The organism is Faecalibacillus sp. (assembly GCF_047023275.1).
Classification (GTDB): Bacteria; Bacillota_I; Bacilli_A; order Erysipelotrichales; family Coprobacillaceae; genus Faecalibacillus.
The window spans coordinates 1-23,353 of the sequence record NZ_JBKYAR010000027.1 but is presented as its reverse complement, the minus strand read 5'-3'; the positions used below and the strand labels follow the sequence as shown (position 1 = coordinate 23,353).

Sequence of the window (23,353 nt, the reverse complement as noted above, 5' to 3'; positions counted from 1 at the left end):
ATATCATTTACTTTTTTTTATTTAAGAAGTAGAGTATAACTAAAAAGGAAATGAGGGATTATATGGAAAATACACCAAAGAAAATAAAAGTAAGAGGTGCTAAAGTGCATAACTTAAAAAATATCAATGTTGATATACCTCTTAATCAAATAGTTGCTATTGCTGGTGTTTCAGGATCTGGAAAATCATCACTAGCCATGGGAGTCCTTTATAGTGAAGGATCAAGAAGATATTTAGAGTCCTTATCAACTTATACAAGAAGACGTATGACGAGTGCTACTAAAGCACAAGTAGATGAAGTTCTTTATGTTCCTGCTGCCTTAGCACTTCATCAACGACCAGCTGTTCCTGGTATTCGTAGTACGTTTGGAACAGGTACAGAACTTTTAAATAGTTTAAGACTCATGTATTCTCGTCTTGCTAAACATTGTTGTAAAAATGGTCATTATATTGAACCAACTTTAAATGTGGCAGCTGAAAAAGAAATCATCTGTCCAATTTGTAAAGAAAAAATTCATGCACCAAGTGCTGAAGAATTAGCTTTTAATAGTCAAGGAGCTTGTCTTAAATGTGGTGGAACAGGAATTGTTAGAACAGTAGATATTGATTCACTTGTTCCAGATAAAACACTTACAATTGATGAAGGGGCTGTAGCCCCATGGAATTCATTAATGTGGACATTAATGACAGATGTTTGTCGTGCGATGGGAGTAAGAACAGATGTGCCTTTTAATCAATTAACGGAAGAAGAAAAAAATATTGTTTATTATGGTCCAGCTGAGAAGAAACATATTTTTTATAAGGCTAAAAATACGGATCATGCTGGAGAAATGGATTTTACTTATTTTAATGCGACTTATACTGTAGAAAATGCTTTATCAAAAGTTAAAGATGATAAAGGGATGAAAAGAGTTGAAAAGTTTTTAAAAGAAGAAATTTGTCCAGAATGTCAGGGAACACGTTTATCAAAAGAGGCAAGAAAACCTTTAATTAGAGGAATTGGTTTAGATAAGGCTTGTCAAATGCCACTAAAAGATTTAGTAGAATGGGTAAGAGGAGTACCTGATTCAATGCCTGATGAAATGAAGCTAATGGCTTGTGAAATTTGTGATTCATTTTTAGATGTTTCTAAAAGATTGTTAGATTTAGGATTGGGCTATCTTTCTTTAGATAGAGCTGCTTCTACACTTTCAACAGGAGAAAGGCAACGTATGCAACTTGCTAGAGCGGTAAGAAATCGTACAACAGGTATTCTCTATGTTTTAGATGAACCTTCAATTGGGTTACATCCTTCTAATATTTATGGACTTACAGGAGTGATGAATGATTTAATTCATGATGGAAATTCTATTTTATTAGTAGACCATGATACTGAAATTATTAAAGAAGCAAATTGGCTTATTGAAATGGGTCCAGAAGCAGGTAAAAATGGTGGTTATGTTTTAACTGAAGGTACGATCGAACAAATTAAAAAAGATAAAAAATCAATGATTGGTCCATTTCTTACAAATCATTATAATGAAAAAATACGTCCAATCTCTACAATTGAACAAATATTTGAATTTGGGAAAATTCATCTTTCAACAAATCAAATACATACAGTACATCCTTTAGAAGTAGATATTCCTAAAGGAAAATTAACAGTTGTTACAGGCGTGTCTGGTTCAGGAAAAACAACAATGATTCTAGAAAGTCTATTACCAGCTATTCAAGCTAAAATTAATCACACTTCATTACCTACTCATGTAAAAGAAGTTCAAATGGAAGGAATAGAACATATTAAATTAATAGATGCTACACCAATTGGTATTAATATTCGTTCTACTGTCGCTACTTATATTAATGTTCATGATGAACTTAGAAAACGATTTGCTAAAACAGAAAATGCTAAAGCTAAAGGGTATAAAGCAGGAGATTTTTCTTATAATACAGGAAAGCTTAGGTGTCCAACATGTGATGGTACTGGGACATTAAGTTTAGATGTACAATTTTTACCAGATGTTCATGTAACGTGTCCTGATTGTCATGGCTCTAGATATAATAAGGAAAGTCATTTTATTAAATATAAAAATTCAAAAGAAAATGCATATTCTTTACCTGAATTGATGGAAATGGATGTGAGTTTTGCTAAAGAGGCTTGTCAGGATTTGAAAGGTGTTTATCGAAAATTAGAAGTATTAGAAAATTTAGGTTTGGGGTATTTAACATTAGGTGAAGAAACACCAAGTTTATCTGGTGGAGAAGCACAGCGTTTAAAGCTTGCAAGTGAAATGAGTAAATCTCAAAGTGATTCTATTTTTATTTTTGATGAACCAACAATTGGTTTGCATCCTTTAGATGTTCAAACATTAGTACAAGTTTTTCAATCACTTGTAGAACAAGGAGCAACTGTGATTGTCATTGAACATGATCATGATGTGATGAAAAATGCTGATTATATAATTGACATGGGTCCAGGTGGTGGAATTGATGGTGGTACTATTGTTGCCTCTGGTAGTGTTGAACAAATAAAAAACAATGTAAAGAGCGTTACAGGAAAATATTTATAAAAAAAATAGAAGTTCGAGGAACTTCTATTTTTGTCTTGCCGAAACAATAAAATGTAATGCGAAGTAAGCAACTTCGTCTTCAGTAAATCTTTTATGATAAATACTTTCAATAGCATCATTTAAAATTTCAGCCATTGCAAATTCTTTAGGATGTCTTTCTTTAATTTTTGCAGTTAAAGGATTTTCAATTTGAGTATCATCTAATAATCGATCAAGTGCAGGTGTTAAGTGTAATCCTAAAGAAACAAGTAATTTTTCATTGTCTCTTAAATCGATTCCTTGTTGTTGGAATAAAGAATCTAAAGTATTTTGTAATACTTCAATAATTTCATCATCTAATAAATTAACACCAGCATTAAATTCAACATCTAATACATTGTTTTTAGATAAGTACATAGAGATAAGTGCTAATTCTGATTCTGGAAATTCAATATTAAATTTCTTGCTAAGAATATTACAAATTTCTACTGCTGAATCATAGTTTGTATTTGCTTTATATGATGTGATTTGTCCTTGACTTAAAGGAATATAATTATTTGTTTTAATTCTAAGTATTGCAATTGCAAGATGTACAACGAGGTTTTGTGTAAATTGAGAAGATAATGTTAAATGATTTTTTTTCATTACTTCATCTACTGCTTCGCGACATACTTGTTTTGATAATTCTAAATCTTTATCAGCGGCGCTTGATAAAGCTTGATTTGATAATGTCATAAAAAAGCCTCCTAAAATATCTACGTAAACTATATACTAAATCAATTAGAAAAGCTAGGAAAAATTAAATATTCTTTTTTAGAGCATATGATTGGATTTTAGGAATGATTCCTGTTATATTAAATTTGTAAAGTAATTATGTAAGCGCTCATCATTTTCTTTAAGTTTTTGTTGTCTATGCAAAATGTAAGTGCTATAATTATGAAGGAATTTTGATTTAGGAGGAAATAAACAAAATGGCTTTAACAGATAAATTCGATGAAGAATGGAAAGGCTTTAAAGGAAGACTTTGGAAAGAAGAAGTAAATACACGCCAATTCATTCAAGATAACTATAAACCTTATGATGGAGATGAATCATTTTTAGCTGGTCCTACAGAAGCTACTAATAAGCTTTGGGGAAAACTTCAAAAATTACAAAAAGAAGAAAGAGCTAAAGGTGGAGTATTAGAATGTGAAACTAAAGTAGTAAGTGGACTTACTGCTTATGGTCCTGGATATATCGATGAAGAAATGAAAGATTTAGAAAAAGTTGTTGGTTTACAAACTGACAAACCTTTAAAAAGAGCTTTCATGCCTTATGGTGGTATCAAAATGGCAGAACAAGCTGCTGCAACTTATGGATATGAACCTGATGAAAAATTACATGAAATTTTCACAAAATATCATAAAACACATAACCAAGCAGTATTCGATGTTTATACACCAGAAATTAAAAAAGCACGTCATAACAAAGTAATCACAGGATTACCTGATACATATGGACGTGGACGTATCGTTGGTGATTATCGTCGTGTTGCTTTATATGGTGTTGATTTCTTAATTGAACAAAAAGTAAATGATTTCAATCATTGTGGTAGTGGATCAATGACTGAAGACATTATTCGTAAAAGAGAAGAAATTGCTGAACAAGTAAAAGCATTAAAAGGTATGAAAGAAATGGCTGCTATCTACGGATATGACATTTCTAAACCTGCTAAAAATGCTCATGAAGCATTCCAATGGTTATACTTTGGTTACTTAGCAGCAATCAAAACTCAAAATGGTGCTGCAATGTCAGTTGGACGTATTTCTACTTTCTTAGATATCTATGTAGAAAGAGATTTAGCTAATGGAACATTAACAGAAGAAGAAGCACAAGAATTAGTTGACCATTTCGTTATGAAATGTAGAATGGTTAAATTTGCACGTATTCCTTCTTACAACCAATTATTCTCTGGTGACCCAGTATGGGCTACACTTGAAGTTGCTGGTTTAGGAACTGATGGTCGTTCAATGGTTACTAAAAACTGTTTCCGTTTCTTACACACATTAGAAAATATGGGTCCTTCACCAGAACCAAACTTAACTGTATTATATACAAAAGCATTACCAGAAAACTTCAAACGTTTTGCTGCTAAAATCTCTGTAGATACTAGCTCAATTCAATATGAAAATGATGATGTAATGCGTCCTGTATGGGGAGATGATTACTCAATTTGTTGTTGTGTATCAGCTACTCAAACTGGTAAAGAAATGCAATTCTTTGGTGCACGTGCTAACTTAGCTAAATGTTTAACATATGCTATCAATGGTGGTATTGATGAAAAAACTAAAGATCAAGTAGCTCCAAAATATCGTCCAATTACTTCTGAATACTTAGACTATGATGAAGTTATGGAACGTTATGACCAAATGATGGAATGGTTAGCAGATCTTTATGTTAATACATTAAACTTAATTCAATATATGCATGATAAATATTATTATGAAGCTGCACAAATGTCATTAATTGACACTGATGTAAAACGTACTTTCGCAACTGGTATTGCTGGATTCTCTCATGTAGTAGATTCATTAAGTGCAATCAAATATGCAAAAGTTAAAACAATCAGAGATGAAGATGGTATCGTAGTAGATTACGAAGTTGAAGGTGACTTCCCAAGATATGGTAACGATGATGATCGTGCTGATGATATCGCTGTATGGTTATTAGGTGAATTCTTAGCTAAAATCAAAAAACATCATACTTACAGAGATTCAGAACCAACTACTTCTATCTTAACAATTACTTCAAACGTTGTTTATGGTAAAGCTACAGGTTCATTACCTGATGGACGTAAAGCTGGTGAACCATTATCACCAGGTGCTAACCCATCTTATGGTGCAGAACAAAATGGTTTATTAGCTTCATTAAACTCAGTTGCTAAATTACCATATGAATGGGCATTAGATGGTATTTCTAATACTCAAACAATTAACCCAGATGCTTTAGGACATGATGAAGGTGAAAGAGTTAATAACTTAGTACAAGTTATGGATGGATATTTTGAACAAGGTGCTCATCACTTAAATGTTAACGTATTTGGAACTGAAAAATTAATTGATGCTATGGAACATCCAGAAAAAGAAGAATATGCTAACTTCACAATTCGTGTATCTGGATATGCTGTTAAATTCATTGACTTAACTCGTGAACAACAATTAGATGTTATCGCAAGAACTTGTCATGAACATATGTAATCAATAACTTAATCAAATAATGAAAACAACCTCTTATGAGGTTGTTTTGTTACGGAGGAAAAATGGAAACAATTGGTAGAATTCATTCAATAGAAAGCTTTGGATCAGTAGATGGACCAGGAGTTCGTTATATTTATTTCTTACATGGATGTCCTTTAAGATGTCAATTTTGTCACAATCCTGATACTTGGGGATCAAAGAAGTATGAAGAATATACTCCTGAAAAAGCTCTTCAACAAGCAATGAAATACAAAACATATTGGGGTAAAAAAGGTGGTATTACTATTAGTGGTGGTGAACCTTTAGCTCAAATTGATTTTGTTTTAGAATTATTTAAACTTGCAAAAAAAGAAGGTATCAATACATGTATTGATACCAGTGGTGGATGTTTTACAAGAGAAGAACCTTTCTTTTCTAAATTTAATGAACTGATGGAGTATACAGATTTATTACTTGTTGATATTAAAGAAATCAATAATGAAAGACATATTGCACTTACAGGAAGAAGTAATGAAAATATTTTGGATATGGCAAAATATTTATCTGAAATTAATAAACCAATTTGGATAAGACATGTTCTTGTTCCTGAAAGAAGTGATTATGATGAAGATTTAATTGAATTAGATCATTTTATTTCTACACTTTCTAATGTGTATCGTGTAGAAGTACTTCCTTATCATACTTTAGGTGTTTTTAAATGGGAAGAATTGAATATTCCTTATCAATTAGAAGGAATTAAACCTCCAGTTAAAGAACGTGTGGATAATGCTAAAAGATTATTACATGTTGATCGTTATACAAGATATTTAGATAATTAATGAAAAAAGAGTTCATGAATTTAGGCTCATCGTCTAAATCATGTAACTCTTTTTCAATTTGTAATTGCATATTTACTTTGTAATCAGAGTTGTTTAAAATAATAGTAAAGGATAAAAAGGAGATATAATAATGAAATTAGGAGCAATTGAAGCAGGTGGAACTAAATTTGTAGTTTGTATTGGAAATGAAAAAGGTGAAGTTTTAGAAAGAGAATCATTTCCAACAGAAGCACCTGAAAAAACAATGGAAAATGTTTTTAAATTCTTTGATGGAAAAGAAATTGAAGCATTAGGTGTAGGAAGTTTTGGACCTATTGATCCAGATCTTACAAGTCCAACTTATGGTTATATTACAACAACACCTAAACCAGGATGGAACAATTATAATATTATGGGTGCCTTAAAAGAAAGATATGACATTCCTATGGCTTTTGATACAGATGTTAATGGGGCTGCTTTAGGTGAAGCAACATTTGGTGCGGCAAAAGGATTAGACAGTGCCCTTTATCTTACAATTGGAACAGGAATTGGTGGAGGAGCCGTTGTTGGTGGTAAACTTGTACACGGGTTACTTCATCCAGAAATGGGACATATGAAAATGATTGTTAGAGAAGATGATAAATATTCAGGAAAATGCCCATATCATGGAACATGTTTTGAAGGTTTAGCTGCTGGTCCAGCAATTGAAGCAAGATGGGGTGTTAAAGGAAGTGAACTTCCAGCAGATCATCCTGCATGGGATTTAGAAGCTTATTATATTGGTCAAGCAATGGCTAATTATATTTTAACACTTTCGCCTAAGAAAATTATTTTAGGTGGTGGTGTTATGCATCAAAAACAATTATTTCCAATGATTCATAAATATACTCAAGAATTCTTAAATGGTTATATCCAAAAAGAAGAAGTGACTACTGATAAAATTAAAGATTATATCGTTTACCCAAGATTAGGGGATAATGCTGGGGTTGTTGGAGCTTTAGCTCTTGCCATGAGTGTAGTAAAATAATGAAGTAGAGAAATCTACTTCTTTTTTTGATAAAAAATGTAAGCGGATACATAATTTTGTTGACGGTGTGTAGAAAATGGGATATGGTTGAAGGAGAAGATAAAAAAGGAGAAAGGGAATATGAAAAAAATACTCTCATTATTTTTATGTTGTTTAATGGCTGTATCCTTAGCTGGATGTGGTGGATCAAGTGGAGATGACATAACGACTTATACGTATTCAAGTGAATTGGATATTAAAAATTTAGATTCATCAGATGCAGATGATGGATGTTCACTTAAGGCAATTCATGCAGTAATCGATGGACTTACAAAAACAGATAAAAAAGGTAATATCGTAAATGCGGTTGCTAAAAGTGAAGAATTGTCTGAAGACGGTTTAACACATACCTACAAGCTTCGAAAAGATGTTAAATGGACAAATGGAGATCCTGTAACAGCGCATGATTTTGTTTATGCATGGCAACGTATTTTTAGAAAAAAGGGAAGTTATTATTATATGTTTGCAGATGGAATTGCAAGCATTGAAGGGGCTCAAGAATTATCGGATAAAATTGATGCAGGTGAAGAACTTACAGATGATGATTTAAATTCTATGGGTGTAAAAGCGATTGATGATTATACTTTAGAAGTAAAAACAACTGTACGTGTTTCTTTCTTTGATGAATTAATGGCATTTCCATGCTTTTTCCCAATTAATGAAAAGTTTTGTGAAAAACAAGGAGATAAATATGGTAAAAGTGCAAAAGCTATTTTAGGAAATGGTGCTTTTATTATGACAAATTGGGAACCAGGATCTATTGCGGAATTTAAAAAGAATGAAGATTACTATGAAGCAAAAACTGTAAAGATTGAAAAACTTGTGATGAAACTTGTTCAAGATCCAAAAGTTGCGGCTCAATCATTTATGGCAGGAGAAACGGATTATGCACCAATTACTTCTGATTTAGTAGATAAATATAAAGATGATGAATCATTTAAACAAGTACCAGATGGCTTCCTTTATTATTTATCTGTGAATTTTCAAAATGAAGATCTTGCTAATGCGAATATCAGACAAGCAGTTTCACTTTCGATTAATCGAAAAGATTTATGCGAAAAAGTATTAAAAGATGGTTCTTCTGCAGCAACAGGATTTATTCCTAAAGGTGTGGCAACAAGCCCAGATGGAAAAGATTTTAGAGAAGAGTCGGGGACTTATATTACTTATAGTCAATCAAAAGCACAACAAGCTTTAGACCGAGGATTAAAAGAATTAGGTAAATCTGAAATTAAATTGCGTATTACGTATGGTACAGATGAATCTCCAATGGATGTTATTGCGACTTATTTACAAAACTCTTTATCTAAGTTAAAGGGAATTAAAATAGAAATGGTAGCAACAACAAAACAAGACCGTATTTATAATAAACAAAAAAATGGTGATTATGATTTATCGGTAACACGTTGGGGACCTGATTATGGTGATCCTACAACATTCTTAACGATTGATATTTCTACAAATAGTAATAACTATGGTAAATATGTAAGTAGTGATTTTGATAATTATATGGGACAAGCGGCATCAGAATCAGATGTACGTGTTCGCTGGCAAGAATTATTGGAAGCGGAAAAGATATTAATGACAGATTTAGGAAGTATTCCTGTATTTGAAAAAGGATCAGCAACTTTACAAAATACAAAGGTTAAAAATTTAGTGATTAAACCATGTAATGTTTTATCTTTCCAATATGTTGAAAAAACTGAATAATAAATAAAAAGCATAATAGTAAAAAAGCTATTATGCTTTTTATTGTATACAATTTTTATCATATTCTTTGACTTCTTGGATAAATTAGTGTATTTTTAAATCATAGTAAAAAGATATGAATAAAGGGAGATGGGGATTATGAAAAAATATGTATCATTATTACTATGCTTTTTGATGATTTTTTCTTTAGCTGGTTGTGGGGGCAACAGTAAAGAAGATACATCAGCCTATACGTATTCAAGTGAATTGGATATCAAAAACTTAGATTCATCAGATGCTGATGATCAATGTTCATTGCGTGCTATTCATGCGGTTATTGATGGATTGATTAAAACAGATAAAAAAGGAAATATTACGTATGGTATTGCGAAAAGTGAAGAAGTTTCAGAAGATGGATTAACCCATACGTATAAACTTAGAAAAGATGCAAAATGGGCAAATGGTGATCCTGTTACTGCTAATGATTTTGTTTATGCATGGCATCGAATCTTTAAAAATAAAGGAAACTATTATTATATGTTTGCAGATGGAATTGCAAGCATTCAAGGAGCACAAGAATTATCAGATAAAATAGATGCTGGTGAAGAACTTACAGATGATGATTTAAATTCTATGGGTGTAAAAGCATTGGATGATTATACATTAGAAGTAAAAACAACAGTACGCGTTTCGTTTTTAGATGAATTACTTGCATTTCCACCATTCTACCCAATTAATGAAAAGTTTGCTGAAAAACAAGGAAATAAATATGGTAAAAGTGCTAAAACAATTTTAGGAAATGGGGCTTTTACAATGACAAATTGGGAACCAGGTTCAGTGGCTGAATTCGAAAAGAACGAAAGCTATTATGATCAAAAACATGTTAAATTAAATAAACTTGTCATGAAACTTGTTCAAGAACCTAAAGTGGCTGCACAATCTTTTGAAGCAGGAGAAACAGATTATGCACCAATCAATTCAGATTTGGTAGATAAATATAAAGATGATGAAGCTTTTAAACAAGTTTATGATGGTTTCTTGTTTTATATTTCAGTAAACTTCCAAAATAGTGATTTAGCTAACTTAAATGTTAGAAAAGCAATCTCACTAGCAATCAATAGAAAAGACTTATGTGAAAATGTTTTAAAAGATGGTTCACAAGTAGCTGGAGGATTTATTCCTTCTGGTTTAGCAACGAGTCCAGATGGCGTTGATTTTAGAAAAGATTCTGGAAACTTTACATCTTATGATAAGAAAAAAGCACAAGAATCTTTAGATGAAGGATTAAAAGAATTAGGAAAAGATCAAATTACGTTAAGAATTACGTATGGTACAGATGAATCTCCAATGGATGTATTTGCAACTTATTTACAAAATGCTTTAAGTAAATTAGATGGTATTAAAGTAGAAATGGTAGCTACTACTAAACAAGATCGTATCTACAACAAACAAAAAAATGGTGATTTTGATTTAGCAGTAACACGTTGGGGACCGGATTATGGAGATCCTACAACTTATTTAACAATTGCATTATCAACAAATAGTAATAACTATGGAAAATGGTCTAATAGTGAATATGATCAACTTGTAGATCAAGTAGGGGTTGAATCAGACGTGAATAAACGTTGGCAAGAAATGAAAGATGCAGAAAAAATCTTACTAGATGATTATGCATATATTCCTGTTTTTGAAAAAGGAGCGGCAACATTACAAAATCCAAAAGTAAAAAATCTAGTTATTAAACCATGTAGAACAATTTCTTTTGAATATGTAGAAAAAACTGAATAAAAAGAGAAAAGGCATAATAAGAAAATATTATGTCTTTTCTAATAAAAAACTATCACATTAGTAAATTAATATATTGTATTGTATATAAATATGCAAAAATAGTATTGACTTTTAAAGGCTAATCAACTATTATGAAGTTAATAAATCGATAAATTGTATACAACATGTCGATTTATTGCACAAAAGATAATTTAAGAAGGGAAGAGAGAATATGAAAAAACTATTATCAATGGTGCTTTGTGCTATGATGGCTCTAACTCTTGCTGGTTGTGGGGGATCAGGAGGAGATTCATCTACTTACACTTTCTCAAGTGAATTAGATATCAAAAATTTAGATACATCAGATGCCGATGACGGATGCTCATTTACAGCAATGCATGCTGTTATTGATGGGCTTATGAAAACAGATAAGAAAGGTAATATCGTAAATGGTGTTGCTTCATCTTCAAAAGTTTCAGATGATGGGTTAACTCATACTTACAAAATCAGAAAAGATGCTAAATGGGCTAACGGTGATCCTGTTACTGCAAATGATTTCGTTTATGCTTGGCATAGAATCTTCCAAAAGAAAGGTCAATATTACTACATGTTCTGTGATGGTATTGCAAGTATCGTAGGAGCACAAGAAATGTCAGATAAAATTGACAATGAAGAAGATATTACAGATGCTGATTTAGATGCAATGGGTGTTAAAGCAGTCGATGATAAAACATTAGAAGTTACTACAACTACTCGTGTTTCATTCTTTGATGAATTAATGTCATTCCCATGTTTCTATCCAATCAATGAAAAATTCTGCGAAAAACAAGGTGACAAATATGGTAAGAGTGCTAAAACTATTTTAGGAAATGGTGCTTTCACTATGACAAACTGGGAACCAGGTTCAGTAGCTGAATTTGAAAAAAATGATAAATATTATGATGCTAAAACAGTTAAAATTAACAAATTAGTAATGAAATTAGTTCAAGATCCAAAAGTTGCTGCTCAAGCATTCGAAGCAGGTGAAACTGATTTCGCTCCAATCAACTCAGACTTAGTTGATAAATACAAAAAAGATGATTCATTCAAACAAATTAATGAAGGTTACTTATTCTATATTTCAGTAAACTTCCAAAATAGTGATTTAGCTAACTTAAATGTAAGAAAAGCAATCTCACTAGCAATCAATAGAAAAGACTTATGTGAAAATGTCTTAAAAGATGGTTCACAAGCTGCTAAAGGATTTGTTCCATCAGGATTATCAATTTCTCCAGAAGGAAAAGATTTCCGTGATGAAGCAGATACTTATACTTCATATGATAAAAAAGCTGCTCAAGCTGCATTAGATGAAGGATTAAAAGAATTAGGAAAATCTGAAATTACTTTAAGAGTTACTTATGGTACAGATGAATCTCCAATGGATGTATTCGCAACTTATTTACAAAACGCTTTAAGTAAATTAGATGGTATTAAAGTAGAAATGGTAGCTACTACTAAACAAGATCGTATCTACAACAAACAAAAAAATGGTGATTATGATTTAGCTACAACTCGTTGGGGACCTGACTATGGTGATCCTACAACTTACTTAACAATGGGTATTTCTACTAATGGTAACAACTATGGTAAATATACAAACAGTGAATTAGATGCATTAATGGATAAAGTTGCTAATGAATCTGATGCTAATACTCGTTGGCAAGAAATGATTGATGCAGAAAAAATTATGATGGATGATTTATGTTACATCCCAGTATTCGAAAAAGGTACTGCAACTTTACAAAATAAAGATGTAAAAGGTTTAGTAATTAGACCTGTAGGTGTTCCATATACATTCGAATATGTTTCAAAATAGTTCAAATTAGAAAAAAGAACATAGAGAGGACAACACAATATAGTATTCTGTATTGTGTTTCTTTTTTAAATAAATATAGGAGGAAAAAAGATGAGTAATTCGACCTTAAAATATATCGGAAAACGTTTAGTTATTTCGTTAATTACTTTATTCGTTATTTTAATGGTATTATTTTTAATGGTTAAATTTTTACCTGGTTCTCCAATTAACAATGAAAAATTAAGTGCTTCAGCCAGAGCGGCTATTGAAGCTCAATACGGATTGGATAAACCAATACCAGTTCAATTCGTACGTTATATTCAAAATATGTTAACAGGGGATTTCGGTGTTTCATTTAACTTATACAAAGATATGCAAGTATCTTCACTTGTCGGAAGTGCTGCAAAATTATCTATGATTTACGGTTTATGTGCAGTAATTATTGGAACAGTTATTGGTATGTTCTTAGGGGTATTTGCTGCATTACATAAAAATACAATTTGGGATACAATCGCTACAGTTATTTCTGTAATTGGGGTTTCCATCCCATCATTCGTATTTGCCATGTTAATTTTATTATTATTTGCTTCAAAATTAAGATTGTTACCAACTTCATATAGTTCATCGAACGCAGTAAAATCATCAATTATGCCAATTTTAGCATTATCTGTTGGTGTTATTGCTAACGTTGCACGTTTTACACGTACTGAAATGGTTTCAGTTTTAACAAGTGAATATATGACTCTTGCAAAAGCAAAAGGATTAGATCGTAAAACTTTAATTTTCAAACATGCATTAAGAAATGCATTAATTCCAGTTATTACAATTTTAGGACCTATCTTAGTTAACTTAATGACAGGTACAATGGTCGTTGAAAAGATTTGTTCTGTTCCTGGATTAGGTAAATTATTAATTAATAGTATTTTATCAAATGATTACAACATCATTTTAGCTTGTTCATTCTTATATGCTGCAATGTATATCTTTATGATGTTAATTATTGATATTTCTTATGGAATTATCGATCCAAGAATTAGATTAGGAAAGGATGATTAATAATGGATTTAGAAAAGATTGAATTTTTACCAGACGATTTTGAATTCGTTGGAGACAAACAAGACATTACTAAAGACGTTGTTGCTCCATCACTTCCTGCTTGGAAAGATTCTTTAAATCGTTTTAAAAAGAATAAAGGTGCAGTTATTGGTTTAATCTGTATTTTAGTTATTGCAGTATTCGCTATTTTTGCACCAATGTTTTCATCATATAAATTTGATGCAATTAATACAAAAATTTCAAGTATCTCACCATGTGCTGAACATTTCTTTGGTACTGATACTTATGGACGTGATTTATTTGTACGTGTTTGGACAGGTACAAGATATTCATTATTTATTGCTGTCGTTGCAATCTTTATTGATGTGATTGTAGGTATGACATACGGACTTATCTCTGGTTATTTTGGAGGTAAAGTTGATTCAGTAATGCAAAGAATTCAAGAAATCATAAACTCTATCCCAACTTTAGTAATATTAACATTGTTATTAATGGTCATGAAAGCATCATTATTTACAATTATCATGGCTTTATCATTTACTGAATGGATTGGTATGTCAAGAATTACAAGAGCTCAAGTTTTAAGAGTAAAAGAAGAAGAATTCGTTTTAGCTTCACGTACTTTAGGAGCTAGTAACATGTTCATTATCTTTAAAGAAATTTTACCAAATATTTATAGTCAAATGATTATTATGATTATGATGTCTATTCCAAATGCTATCTTCTATGAAGCATATTTATCATTCGTTGGTTTAGGTTTACCAATTCCAATGGCTTCATTAGGTACATTAATTAATGATGGATTTAACTCAATTACTATTTACCCTTACATGATGGTAATTCCAGTTATTATTTTCTCTATCTTAATGTTAAGTTTCAACTTATTTGGTGATGGACTTCGTGATGCACTTGATCCAACTATGAAGGAGATGTAATTATGGCAGAAAGAGAAAAAATATTAGAAGTCAGAGATTTAAATATCTCTTTTAGAACTGATAGTGGAACAGTTAATGCAATTCGTGGTGTTAACTTAGATTTATATAAAGGTGAAACAATCGCTATCGTTGGTGAATCAGGATCAGGTAAGTCAGTTACTACAAAAGCAATTATGGGTATCATGGCTGGTAATGGTTCAATTGATGGTGGTTCTATTAATTACACTTGGACTGATGAAAATACTGGTGAAAGAATCACTAAAGATATTTGTCAATTAAGTGAAAAAGAAATGCAAAGTGAAATTCGTGGTCGTAAAATTGCCATGGTTTTCCAAGATCCAATGACATCATTAAACCCTACAATGACAATTGGAAATCAAATCATGGAACCAATGATTCATCACTATAACACACCAAAAGAAGAAGCTTATAAAAAAGCTGTTGAATTATTACAATTAGTAGGTATTACTAATGCTGAAAAACGTATGAAAAACTATCCTCACCAATTATCTGGTGGGATGAGACAAAGAATTGTTATCGCAATTGCTTTATCATGTGATCCATATGTTTTAATTTGTGATGAACCTACTACTGCATTGGATGTTACTATTCAAGCTAAAATTCTTGAATTAATTCAAGATATTCAAAAGAAAAAAGATTTATCAGTTATTTACATTACACATGATTTAGGTGTTGTTGCCAAAGTAGCTGATTATGTAAACGTTATGTATGCTGGTAAAATCGTAGAAACTGGAACAATTGATGAAATTTTCTATGATCCACGTCATCCATATACTTGGGGATTATTATCATCTATGCCTGATTTAGATACAGATGATGATGAATTATACACAATTCCAGGTACACCACCAAACTTAGCACATGAAGTAAAAGGTGATGCTTTTGCTCCACGTAATAAATATGCTTTAAATATTGATTTAAGACTTGAACCTCCAATGTTTAAAGTACCTGGTAGTTCGACTCATAAAGTTGCATCATGGTTAATGCATGAAAAAGCTCCAAAAGTTGAAATGCCAATTGAATTAAAAAATAGATTAGAAAAAATGAAAAAGGAGGGTATTGAATAATGGAAAAGAAAGAACCTATCCTTGTCGTTAAAGATTTAAAACAACATTTTAAAATTAATCGTAACTTTACTGTAAAAGCAGTTGATGGAATTTCATTTGAAATCATGCCAGGTGAAACTTATGGTTTAGTAGGTGAATCTGGTTCAGGTAAATCAACTACTGGTAGAAGTATTATTCGTTTATATAAACCAACTGCTGGTTCAATTGTTTTCAATGGAAAAGAAATTGGTGGAAAATTAGATAAAGCAACTGCTAAAGAATTACATACAAAAATGCAAATGATTTTCCAAGATCCAATGGCATGTTTAAATCCAAGAAAAAAAGTCATTGATATCATTGGACAAGGTTTAGATATTCATAAATCTTATTCTTCTATTGAAGAAAGAAATGAAAAAGTTTATGAAATTCTTGAGCTTGTTGGTTTATCAAGAGAACATGCTTCTCGTTATCCACATCAATTCTCAGGTGGACAAAGACAACGTATTGGTATTGCAAGAGCATTAATTATGAATCCTGATTTAATTATTGCTGATGAAGCAATCTCAGCATTAGATGTATCTATTCAAGCACAAGTTGTTAACTTAATGAAAAAGATTCAAAAAGAAACAGGAATTGCTTATCTATTTATTGCACATGACTTATCAATGGTTAAATATATCAGTGATAAAATTGGGGTATTACACTTAGGACACTTAGTAGAAACAGGAACTACTGAAGAAATCTTTGATAATCCAATTCACCCATATACAAAATCATTATTAAGTGCCATTCCACATCCTAATCCACGTGTAGAAAAAGTACGTAAATCATTTACTTATGATTATAAGGAAAGTGGAGTAGATTATACAAAAGGTACTGAACATTTAGTAGATGGAACTCATTATGTTTTAGCTACTGATGAAGAATTTGAAAAATGGTCAAAAAAATAGTTTAGAGTTTTCTCTAACTGTTTTTCATAAAGAAACACCGCTTATTTTGAAGCGGTGTTTTTTAAAATATGAAGTAAAATTTGAACTTGTTTTTCCATCATTGTAAGTGAACAATATTCATAAGGTCCATGATAATTAAAACCACCAGTTCCAAGATTAGGGCAAGGAAGTCCTTTAAAAGTTAAACGAGCTCCATCAGTTCCACCACGAATTGGTGAACAATAAGCATCTAAACCATTTTCTTTAATAGCTGTTAAAGCTTGTTCTACAATAAACATATGATCTTTTAAAGCTTCTTTCATATTTAAATAGCTTTCTGTGATTGTGACATCAATAATTTGATAACCATATTTTTTATTTAAGAACTCTGCAATGTCTTTAAAATCTTGACATTGTTTCTTTGCTTGTTGTAAATCATGGTTACGAATAATATACTCAGCAGTTGTTTCTTCACATGTTCCTTGAATTGAGTGAAGGTGATTAAACCCTTCATAACCCTCAGTTGATTCTGGTCTCATATGCACAGGTAAAAGTGAATCAAATTCGTAAGCAACACGCGACGAATTGATCATTTTATTTTTTGCACTTCCTGGATGAATACTTCTTCCGTGAACTTTGACTTCTGCACTAAAAGCATTGAAGTTTTCATATTCTACAATGTGAATATCTCCCCCATCAATAGTATAAGCATATTGAGCGTTGAAATATTCAACATTAAAATGATCACTACCATGTCCAATTTCTTCATCAGGCGTAAAAGCAATTTGAATATCATTATGTTTAAATTCTGGATGATTATAAATATATTCAACCATTTGCATAATGATTGCAATACCTGCTTTATCGTCAGCTCCTAATAAAGTTGTTCCATCAGTTGTAATTAAATCATGATGAATAAGTTGTAAGAGTTGAGGATATTGTTCAGGATCTAGATAAAGTTCTTTATCTTCATTTAAAGTGATTTTTTGTCCTTGATAATCTTTAATGATTTGAGGATGAATATCTTTACCACTTGCATCTGGAGAAGTATCCATATGAGCAATAAAACCAATAACATCTCCTTGATGATTATTATTACTAGGAATTGTTCCATAAACAACACCAAATTCATCTATTTTAGCGTTTTTAATTCCTAATGATTTTAATTCTTCAACTAAATAATTTCCTAATTTTAATTGTTTAGAAGTAGAAGGTACAGTTTGTGAATAACTATCAGATTGAGTATCAAAACTTACATAATTTAAAAATCTTTCTTTAATTTCCATTTGTTTGCCTCACTTTCTTTTCTATTATACAACGACTTATAAAGAACTTCTATGAAAAGAGTTTACAAATCTTAAATTGTATGTTACCATACAATTCGTAACCGAACAATATAGGAGGAATGATATGTATAGAGATCCCATTGGACATCGTATTAAGACTATAAACAATCTTTTAAGAAAAGCAATGGATAAAGAAACAGGACAACGACCTGACCGTGCAACTTTAATGCATTGTTGGATTATTGGTTTTGTTCAAGAGCGTGAAGATAATGGACTTGATACATTTCCAAAAGATATAGAAAAAGAATTTTCAATCAATCGTTCTACTACATCAGAAATGTTGAAACTGATGTGTAAAAAGGGAATGATTGAACGAGAAGAAGTAGAATATGATGCAAGGTTAAAGAAAATCGTTTTAACTGAATCTTCAAGAAATCATAATCGACAAATTGAAGATAAGATGAAAGAAATGCATCAAAAACTTATTAAAGATTTATCTGAAGAAGAAATAAATTCGTTTATTAAAATATCTGATAAATTAATTAATAACATCAAAGAAGATTTATAAATATTCATGAAGTTCGGTAAATGAATAGGAAAGGAAGTCAAATATGGTAAAAACTTTAATGAAACAAATTAAAGAGTATAAAAAAGACTCACTACTTACAATGTTATTTGCAGCATTAGAAGTTGTTTTAGAAATTATTATTCCATTATTAATGGCAAGTCTTATTGATAAAGGAATTGAAGCTGGAAATATGTCTAATGTTACAAAATATGGAGCATTCATGTTTGTCATTGCCCTAGGAACATTATCACTTGGTTTTTTAGCAGGTAATCATGCAGCTAAAGCTTCAACTGGTTTTGCAGCAAATTTAAGAGATGCGATGTATACAAACATTCAAACATTCTCTTTTTCAAACATTGATAAATATAGTACTGCAGGGCTTGTAACACGTTTAACAACAGATGTGACAAATGTGCAAATGGCTTATCAAATGATTATTCGTATGTGTATTCGTGCACCAATGTCACTTATTTGTGCACTTTCTATGGCTATGATGATCAATTTTAAATTAAGTATGATTTTCGTTGTTGCCATTGTTTTTTTAGTGGCTGTGCTTGCAACGATTATGTATCATGCAACAAAATATTTTAATGATGTATTCCCTAAATATGATACATTAAATGAAAGTGTTCAAGAAAATGTTGTAGGTATTCGTGTTGTTAAATCATTTGTAAGAGAAAAATATGAAAATGAAAAATTTAAAAAAGCAGCACAAAACATTTATAAATTATTTGTCAAAGCTGAATCTGTTTTATCTTATAATAACCCAGCTATGTTGATTGCAGTTTATGGTTCAATCTTAATGCTTTCTTGGTTAGGAGCTAAAGCAATCGTAGGTGGAACTCTTACAACAGGTGAACTTACAAGTTTATTTAGTTACGTTATGAATATTATGATGTCACTTATGATGCTTTCTATGGCCTTTGTGATGATTACCATGTCACTTGCTTCAGGAAGACGTATTGCTGAAGTTATTAATGAACAATCTGATTTAGTATCTCCTCAAGAAGCTTTAACTGAAGTAAAAGATGGTTCAATTGATTTCAATCATGTTGTTTTCTCTTATAAACATGGTAGTGGAGAAGCAGTCTTAAAAGATGTTGATCTTCATATTCATAGTGGAGAAACAATTGGAATTATTGGTGGTACTGGAAGTGCTAAAAGTAGTTTAGTAAATCTTATCTCTCGTTTATATGATGTTGATGAAGGTAGCGTTGTTGTTGGTGGACAAGATGTTCGTAACTATGATCTTGAAGTTTTAAGAGATGAAGTTTCTGTCGTCTTACAAAAGAATGTCTTATTCAGTGGAACAATCTTACAAAACTTACGTTGGGGTAATGAAAACGCAAGTGAAGAAGAATGTAAAGAAGCTTGTCGTTTAGCTTGTGCTGATGAGTTTATTGATCGCTTTGAAGATGGTTATAATACGTATATTGAACAAGGTGGTTCAAACGTTTCAGGTGGACAAAAACAACGTTTATGTATTGCTAGAGCATTACTTAAAAATCCTAAGATTTTAATTTTAGATGATTCAACAAGTGCTGTTGATACAGCTACAGATGCAAGTATTCAAGAATCATTCAATGAACGTATTCCAGATACAACAAAAATTATTATTTCACAACGTATTTCATCAGTTCAAAATGCAAATCGTATTATTGTTTTAAATGATGGTGTTGTGGATGGTTTCGACAGTCATGAAAAATTATTAGAAACAAATGAAATTTATCGTACAATTTATGAAACACAAATGAAAGGGAAGGAGGAAGAATAATGAAAGAAGGAACAATGAAACGTTTACTTAAAATGTTATGGAGTAAATATAAAATTCATTTAATTATTGTTTTTCTATGTATTGTAGGAAATGCTTTATTTAATGTTCAAGGAACAATGTTTATGCAAACATTAATCGATGATTATATTGTTCCCCTTTTAAAAAGTTCTTCACCTGATTTTAGTGGATTATTTCATGCTTTAATTCGTGTTGGTTCACTTTATGCTTGTGGTGTTGTTTGTGCCTTTACCTTTAACCGTATTATGGTTTATGTAACACAAGGATTTTTAAGAGATTTAAGAATTGATATGTTTGAACATATGGAATCTTTACCAATTCGTTATTTTGATAGAACTTCTCATGGAGATACAATGTCAGTCTATACAAATGATATTGATACTTTAAGACAATTAATTTCACAATCAATTCCTCAACTTATTTCAAGTTGTATGACTATTGTGACAACATTTATATCCATGATTATTTTAAATATTCCTTTAACTGTGTTAAGTGTATGTATGCTTATGGTAATGCTTGTTGTTTCAAGAAAACTTGGTTCTTTATCAGGTAAATTCTTCGTTAAACAACAAAGTGATTTAGGTAAAGTTAATGGATATATTGAAGAAATGATTTCTGGTCAAAAAGTTGTTAAAGTTTTTAATCACGAAGATCAATCAATCGCTGATTTTAGAAAATTAAATGATGAATTAAGAGAAAGTGCTTATCAAGCACATAAATTTGCGAATATCTTAATGCCAGTTACAGTACAACTTGGAAATATTTCCTATATTATTTGTGCAATCGTAGGTGCTATTCTTGCTTTAAATGGACATTTTGCATTAACAATTGGGACACTTGTTGCTTTTTTAACATTGAATAAAAGTTTCAACCAACCTATTGGACAAATTTCTCAACAAATCAATGCTGTTGCTATGGCACAAGCAGGGGCAGGACGTATCTTTGATTTATTAGATCAAGAAAGTGAAGAAGATCAAGGTATTGTGACTTTATGTCGTGTAGAAACTGTTGATGGAAAAATGGTTGAAACAGATAAAAGAACAGGACATTGGGCTTGGAAACATCCTCGTAGTGATGGACATGTTGAACTTGTTGAAATGAAGGGAGACATTCGTCTAGAAGGTGTTGACTTTGGTTATTTTGATGATCGTATGGTTTTACACAATGTAGATGTTTATGCAAATCCAGGTGAAAAGATTGCTTTTGTTGGAGCGACAGGTGCTGGTAAAACAACGATTACAAACTTAATTAATCGTTTCTATGATATTCAAAAAGGTTCAATTACTTATGATGGGATTGATATTAAACTCATTAAAAAAGATGATTTAAGAAGATCATTAGGTGTGGTATTACAAGATACACATTTATTTACTGGAACGGTTATGGATAATATTCGCTATGGACGTCTTGATGCTACGGATGAAGAATGTATTGAAGCTGCAAAACTTGCCAATGCCGATCTCTTTGTTAAGCATTTACCAGATGGTTATCAAACAATGCTTACAGGAGATGGGGCGAACTTATCGCAAGGACAAAGACAGTTATTAGCGATTGCGCGTGCAGCTGTTGCTAATCCTCCTGCACTTATTTTGGATGAAGCAACTTCTTCTATTGATTCTCGTACAGAAAAGCTTGTACAAGATGGAATGGATAAATTAATGCATGGTAGAACAACTTTGGTTATTGCTCACCGTTTATCAACAATTAAAAATAGTGATTGTATTATGGTCTTAGAACAAGGTCACATTATTGAAAGAGGAAATCATCAATCACTTATTAAAGAAAAAGGTAAATATTATCAATTATATACAGGAGCTATTGAAATGGATTAATCCATCAATAGCTTTTTTGTATTCTTTGGACTAAACGTCCATTGAAGAAGAAAAAGAGGAAAGCTAAAATAATGATAGATAAAAATTAAATCGCATGGTTAGAAAACGCACAAATTTGACACAAATTTGAGACAAATTGTCTTTGATAACATGGTACAATAGCATCAGAAAAACTCCTTATAAATATGATAAAAAATACAAACAAAAAGCGATGTATGAAACCTTAATATAAAAAATTTATATAAGGAGGAAAGATGATGTGCATTAAAGAAAGAAATGCAAGTGACAGTACCTGTAAAAAACTACTCAGAGATAAAGGATGTTTTGCGGATCTTTGTAATTATGCTTTCTTTAACGGGAGACAGGTCATTCAACCTGAAGAACTTGTTTCAAGAGAAAATGATCTGTCGACCTTGATAGGAAAAGTAGACAGGCCAACAGAGATCAAAAGATATCGGGATGTGGTAAGAAAAGCAAGTATTCATGGAGAATATGTGATTATTGGAGTGGAACATCAAAGTACTTTTGATGAAAAAATGATCTTTCGCATACTCAACTATGATGCAACGATTTATATCAATCAGGTTGAAAGTAAACAAGAAGTCTATCCAGTAGGAAGCTTTGTGTTCTATACGGGAGATAAAGAATGGAAATCACCAGAAACATTGAAAGAGACATTGAAAAATATACCACCAGAGATGGAACCTTATATCAATGATTGGAGATTACCTGTTGTCGAACTTAAAACAATGGATGCAAGAAAGCTTACCAATCAACGATTAAGAGATGTCGTAGAAATCAGTCAAAGTATGTTTGCAGGAAATTATGATGACTTAAGAAACAATCGTAAAATCGAAACAGAAAACTTCATGATGGCGGCAACATTTACACGTACGAAAATTAAAAGAGAAGACTTACTGTTAAACCGCAAACTGAATACATCTAAAAACAAAATAAAACTGCAAAATAAA

General features: G+C 31.2%; 17 protein-coding genes. 15 read left to right on the top strand and 2 right to left on the bottom strand.

Translation table 11 applies throughout. The annotated features are described in order from the left end of the window. Positions 1 to 62 precede the first annotated feature (62 nt). Entirely contained in the window at positions 63 to 2,549 is a 2,487-nt protein-coding gene (locus tag ACLVEP_RS09700) for an excinuclease ABC subunit UvrA (protein ID WP_412584492.1), read from the top strand. 24 nt (positions 2,550 to 2,573) lie between these two features. Here ACLVEP_RS09700 and ACLVEP_RS09695 read toward each other — a convergent pair whose 3' ends face one another. Next, positions 2,574 to 3,263, bottom strand: a complete 690-nt coding sequence (locus ACLVEP_RS09695; RefSeq protein WP_412584491.1) for a BglG family transcription antiterminator — start codon at positions 3,261 to 3,263, stop codon at positions 2,574 to 2,576. A gap of 236 nt (positions 3,264 to 3,499) precedes the next feature. On the opposite strand from ACLVEP_RS09695, the gene pflB reads away from it, so the two are divergent. The 10 genes from pflB (at position 3,500) to ACLVEP_RS09645 (ending at position 16,925) form a co-directional block, all read left to right on the top strand. Further along, the gene (gene pflB, locus ACLVEP_RS09690; protein WP_412584489.1) at positions 3,500 to 5,764 is read left to right on the top strand and encodes a formate C-acetyltransferase; all 2,265 of its coding nucleotides are present in this window, start codon (positions 3,500 to 3,502) and stop codon (positions 5,762 to 5,764) included. Between the two features lie 62 nt (positions 5,765 to 5,826). Beyond that, positions 5,827 to 6,582 carry a pyruvate formate-lyase-activating protein gene (pflA, locus tag ACLVEP_RS09685; RefSeq protein WP_412584487.1) on the top strand — a complete coding sequence of 252 codons (756 nt, stop codon included), beginning with the start codon at positions 5,827 to 5,829 and terminating at the stop codon, positions 6,580 to 6,582. A gap of 130 nt (positions 6,583 to 6,712) precedes the next feature. Further along, positions 6,713 to 7,588, top strand: a complete 876-nt coding sequence (locus tag ACLVEP_RS09680) for an ROK family protein (protein WP_412584485.1) — start codon at positions 6,713 to 6,715, stop codon at positions 7,586 to 7,588. Between the two features lie 120 nt (positions 7,589 to 7,708). After that, the gene (locus ACLVEP_RS09675) at positions 7,709 to 9,337 is read left to right on the top strand and encodes a peptide ABC transporter substrate-binding protein (protein ID WP_331872206.1); all 1,629 of its coding nucleotides are present in this window, start codon (positions 7,709 to 7,711) and stop codon (positions 9,335 to 9,337) included. Between the two features lie 138 nt (positions 9,338 to 9,475). Further along, the gene (locus ACLVEP_RS09670) at positions 9,476 to 11,104 is read left to right on the top strand and encodes a peptide ABC transporter substrate-binding protein (protein WP_331872205.1); all 1,629 of its coding nucleotides are present in this window, start codon (positions 9,476 to 9,478) and stop codon (positions 11,102 to 11,104) included. A 211-nt stretch (positions 11,105 to 11,315) separates the two neighbouring features. Beyond that, positions 11,316 to 12,938 carry a peptide ABC transporter substrate-binding protein gene (locus ACLVEP_RS09665; protein WP_412584483.1) on the top strand — a complete coding sequence of 541 codons (1,623 nt, stop codon included), beginning with the start codon at positions 11,316 to 11,318 and terminating at the stop codon, positions 12,936 to 12,938. Between the two features lie 90 nt (positions 12,939 to 13,028). After that, the gene (locus ACLVEP_RS09660; protein WP_412584481.1) at positions 13,029 to 13,973 is read left to right on the top strand and encodes an ABC transporter permease; all 945 of its coding nucleotides are present in this window, start codon (positions 13,029 to 13,031) and stop codon (positions 13,971 to 13,973) included. Positions 13,974 to 13,975: 2 nt separating this feature from the next. Continuing rightward, complete coding sequence (locus ACLVEP_RS09655; protein ID WP_412584479.1) at positions 13,976 to 14,908, top strand: ABC transporter permease; 933 nt, start codon at positions 13,976 to 13,978, stop codon at positions 14,906 to 14,908. 2 nt (positions 14,909 to 14,910) lie between these two features. After that, positions 14,911 to 15,996 carry an ABC transporter ATP-binding protein gene (locus ACLVEP_RS09650; protein ID WP_412584477.1) on the top strand — a complete coding sequence of 362 codons (1,086 nt, stop codon included), beginning with the start codon at positions 14,911 to 14,913 and terminating at the stop codon, positions 15,994 to 15,996. Further along, the gene (locus tag ACLVEP_RS09645) at positions 15,996 to 16,925 is read left to right on the top strand and encodes an ABC transporter ATP-binding protein (RefSeq protein ID WP_412584475.1); all 930 of its coding nucleotides are present in this window, start codon (positions 15,996 to 15,998) and stop codon (positions 16,923 to 16,925) included. Before ACLVEP_RS09650 ends, ACLVEP_RS09645 begins: the two co-directional genes overlap by 1 nt. 41 nt (positions 16,926 to 16,966) lie before the next feature. Here the strand turns inward: ACLVEP_RS09645 and pepT are convergent, their stop codons facing one another. Continuing rightward, a complete protein-coding gene (gene pepT, locus ACLVEP_RS09640) occupies positions 16,967 to 18,190 on the bottom strand; it encodes a peptidase T (RefSeq protein ID WP_412584473.1) in 1,224 nt (407 codons plus the stop codon). A gap of 124 nt (positions 18,191 to 18,314) precedes the next feature. Between pepT and ACLVEP_RS09635 the strand changes: the two genes are divergently transcribed. The 4 genes from ACLVEP_RS09635 to ACLVEP_RS09620 form a co-directional block, all read left to right on the top strand. Beyond that, a complete protein-coding gene (locus ACLVEP_RS09635; protein ID WP_412584471.1) occupies positions 18,315 to 18,758 on the top strand; it encodes a MarR family winged helix-turn-helix transcriptional regulator in 444 nt (147 codons plus the stop codon). Between the two features lie 43 nt (positions 18,759 to 18,801). After that, a complete protein-coding gene (locus ACLVEP_RS09630) occupies positions 18,802 to 20,532 on the top strand; it encodes an ABC transporter ATP-binding protein (protein WP_412584470.1) in 1,731 nt (576 codons plus the stop codon). Continuing rightward, positions 20,532 to 22,382, top strand: coding sequence for an ABC transporter ATP-binding protein (locus ACLVEP_RS09625; RefSeq protein WP_412584469.1), 1,851 nt, complete (start codon positions 20,532 to 20,534; stop codon positions 22,380 to 22,382). The genes ACLVEP_RS09630 and ACLVEP_RS09625 overlap by 1 nt, the downstream gene beginning before the upstream one ends. Positions 22,383 to 22,636: 254 nt before the next feature. After that, a partial coding sequence (locus ACLVEP_RS09620; protein ID WP_412584468.1) for an Rpn family recombination-promoting nuclease/putative transposase occupies positions 22,637 to 23,353 on the top strand: 717 nt, incomplete at its 3' end.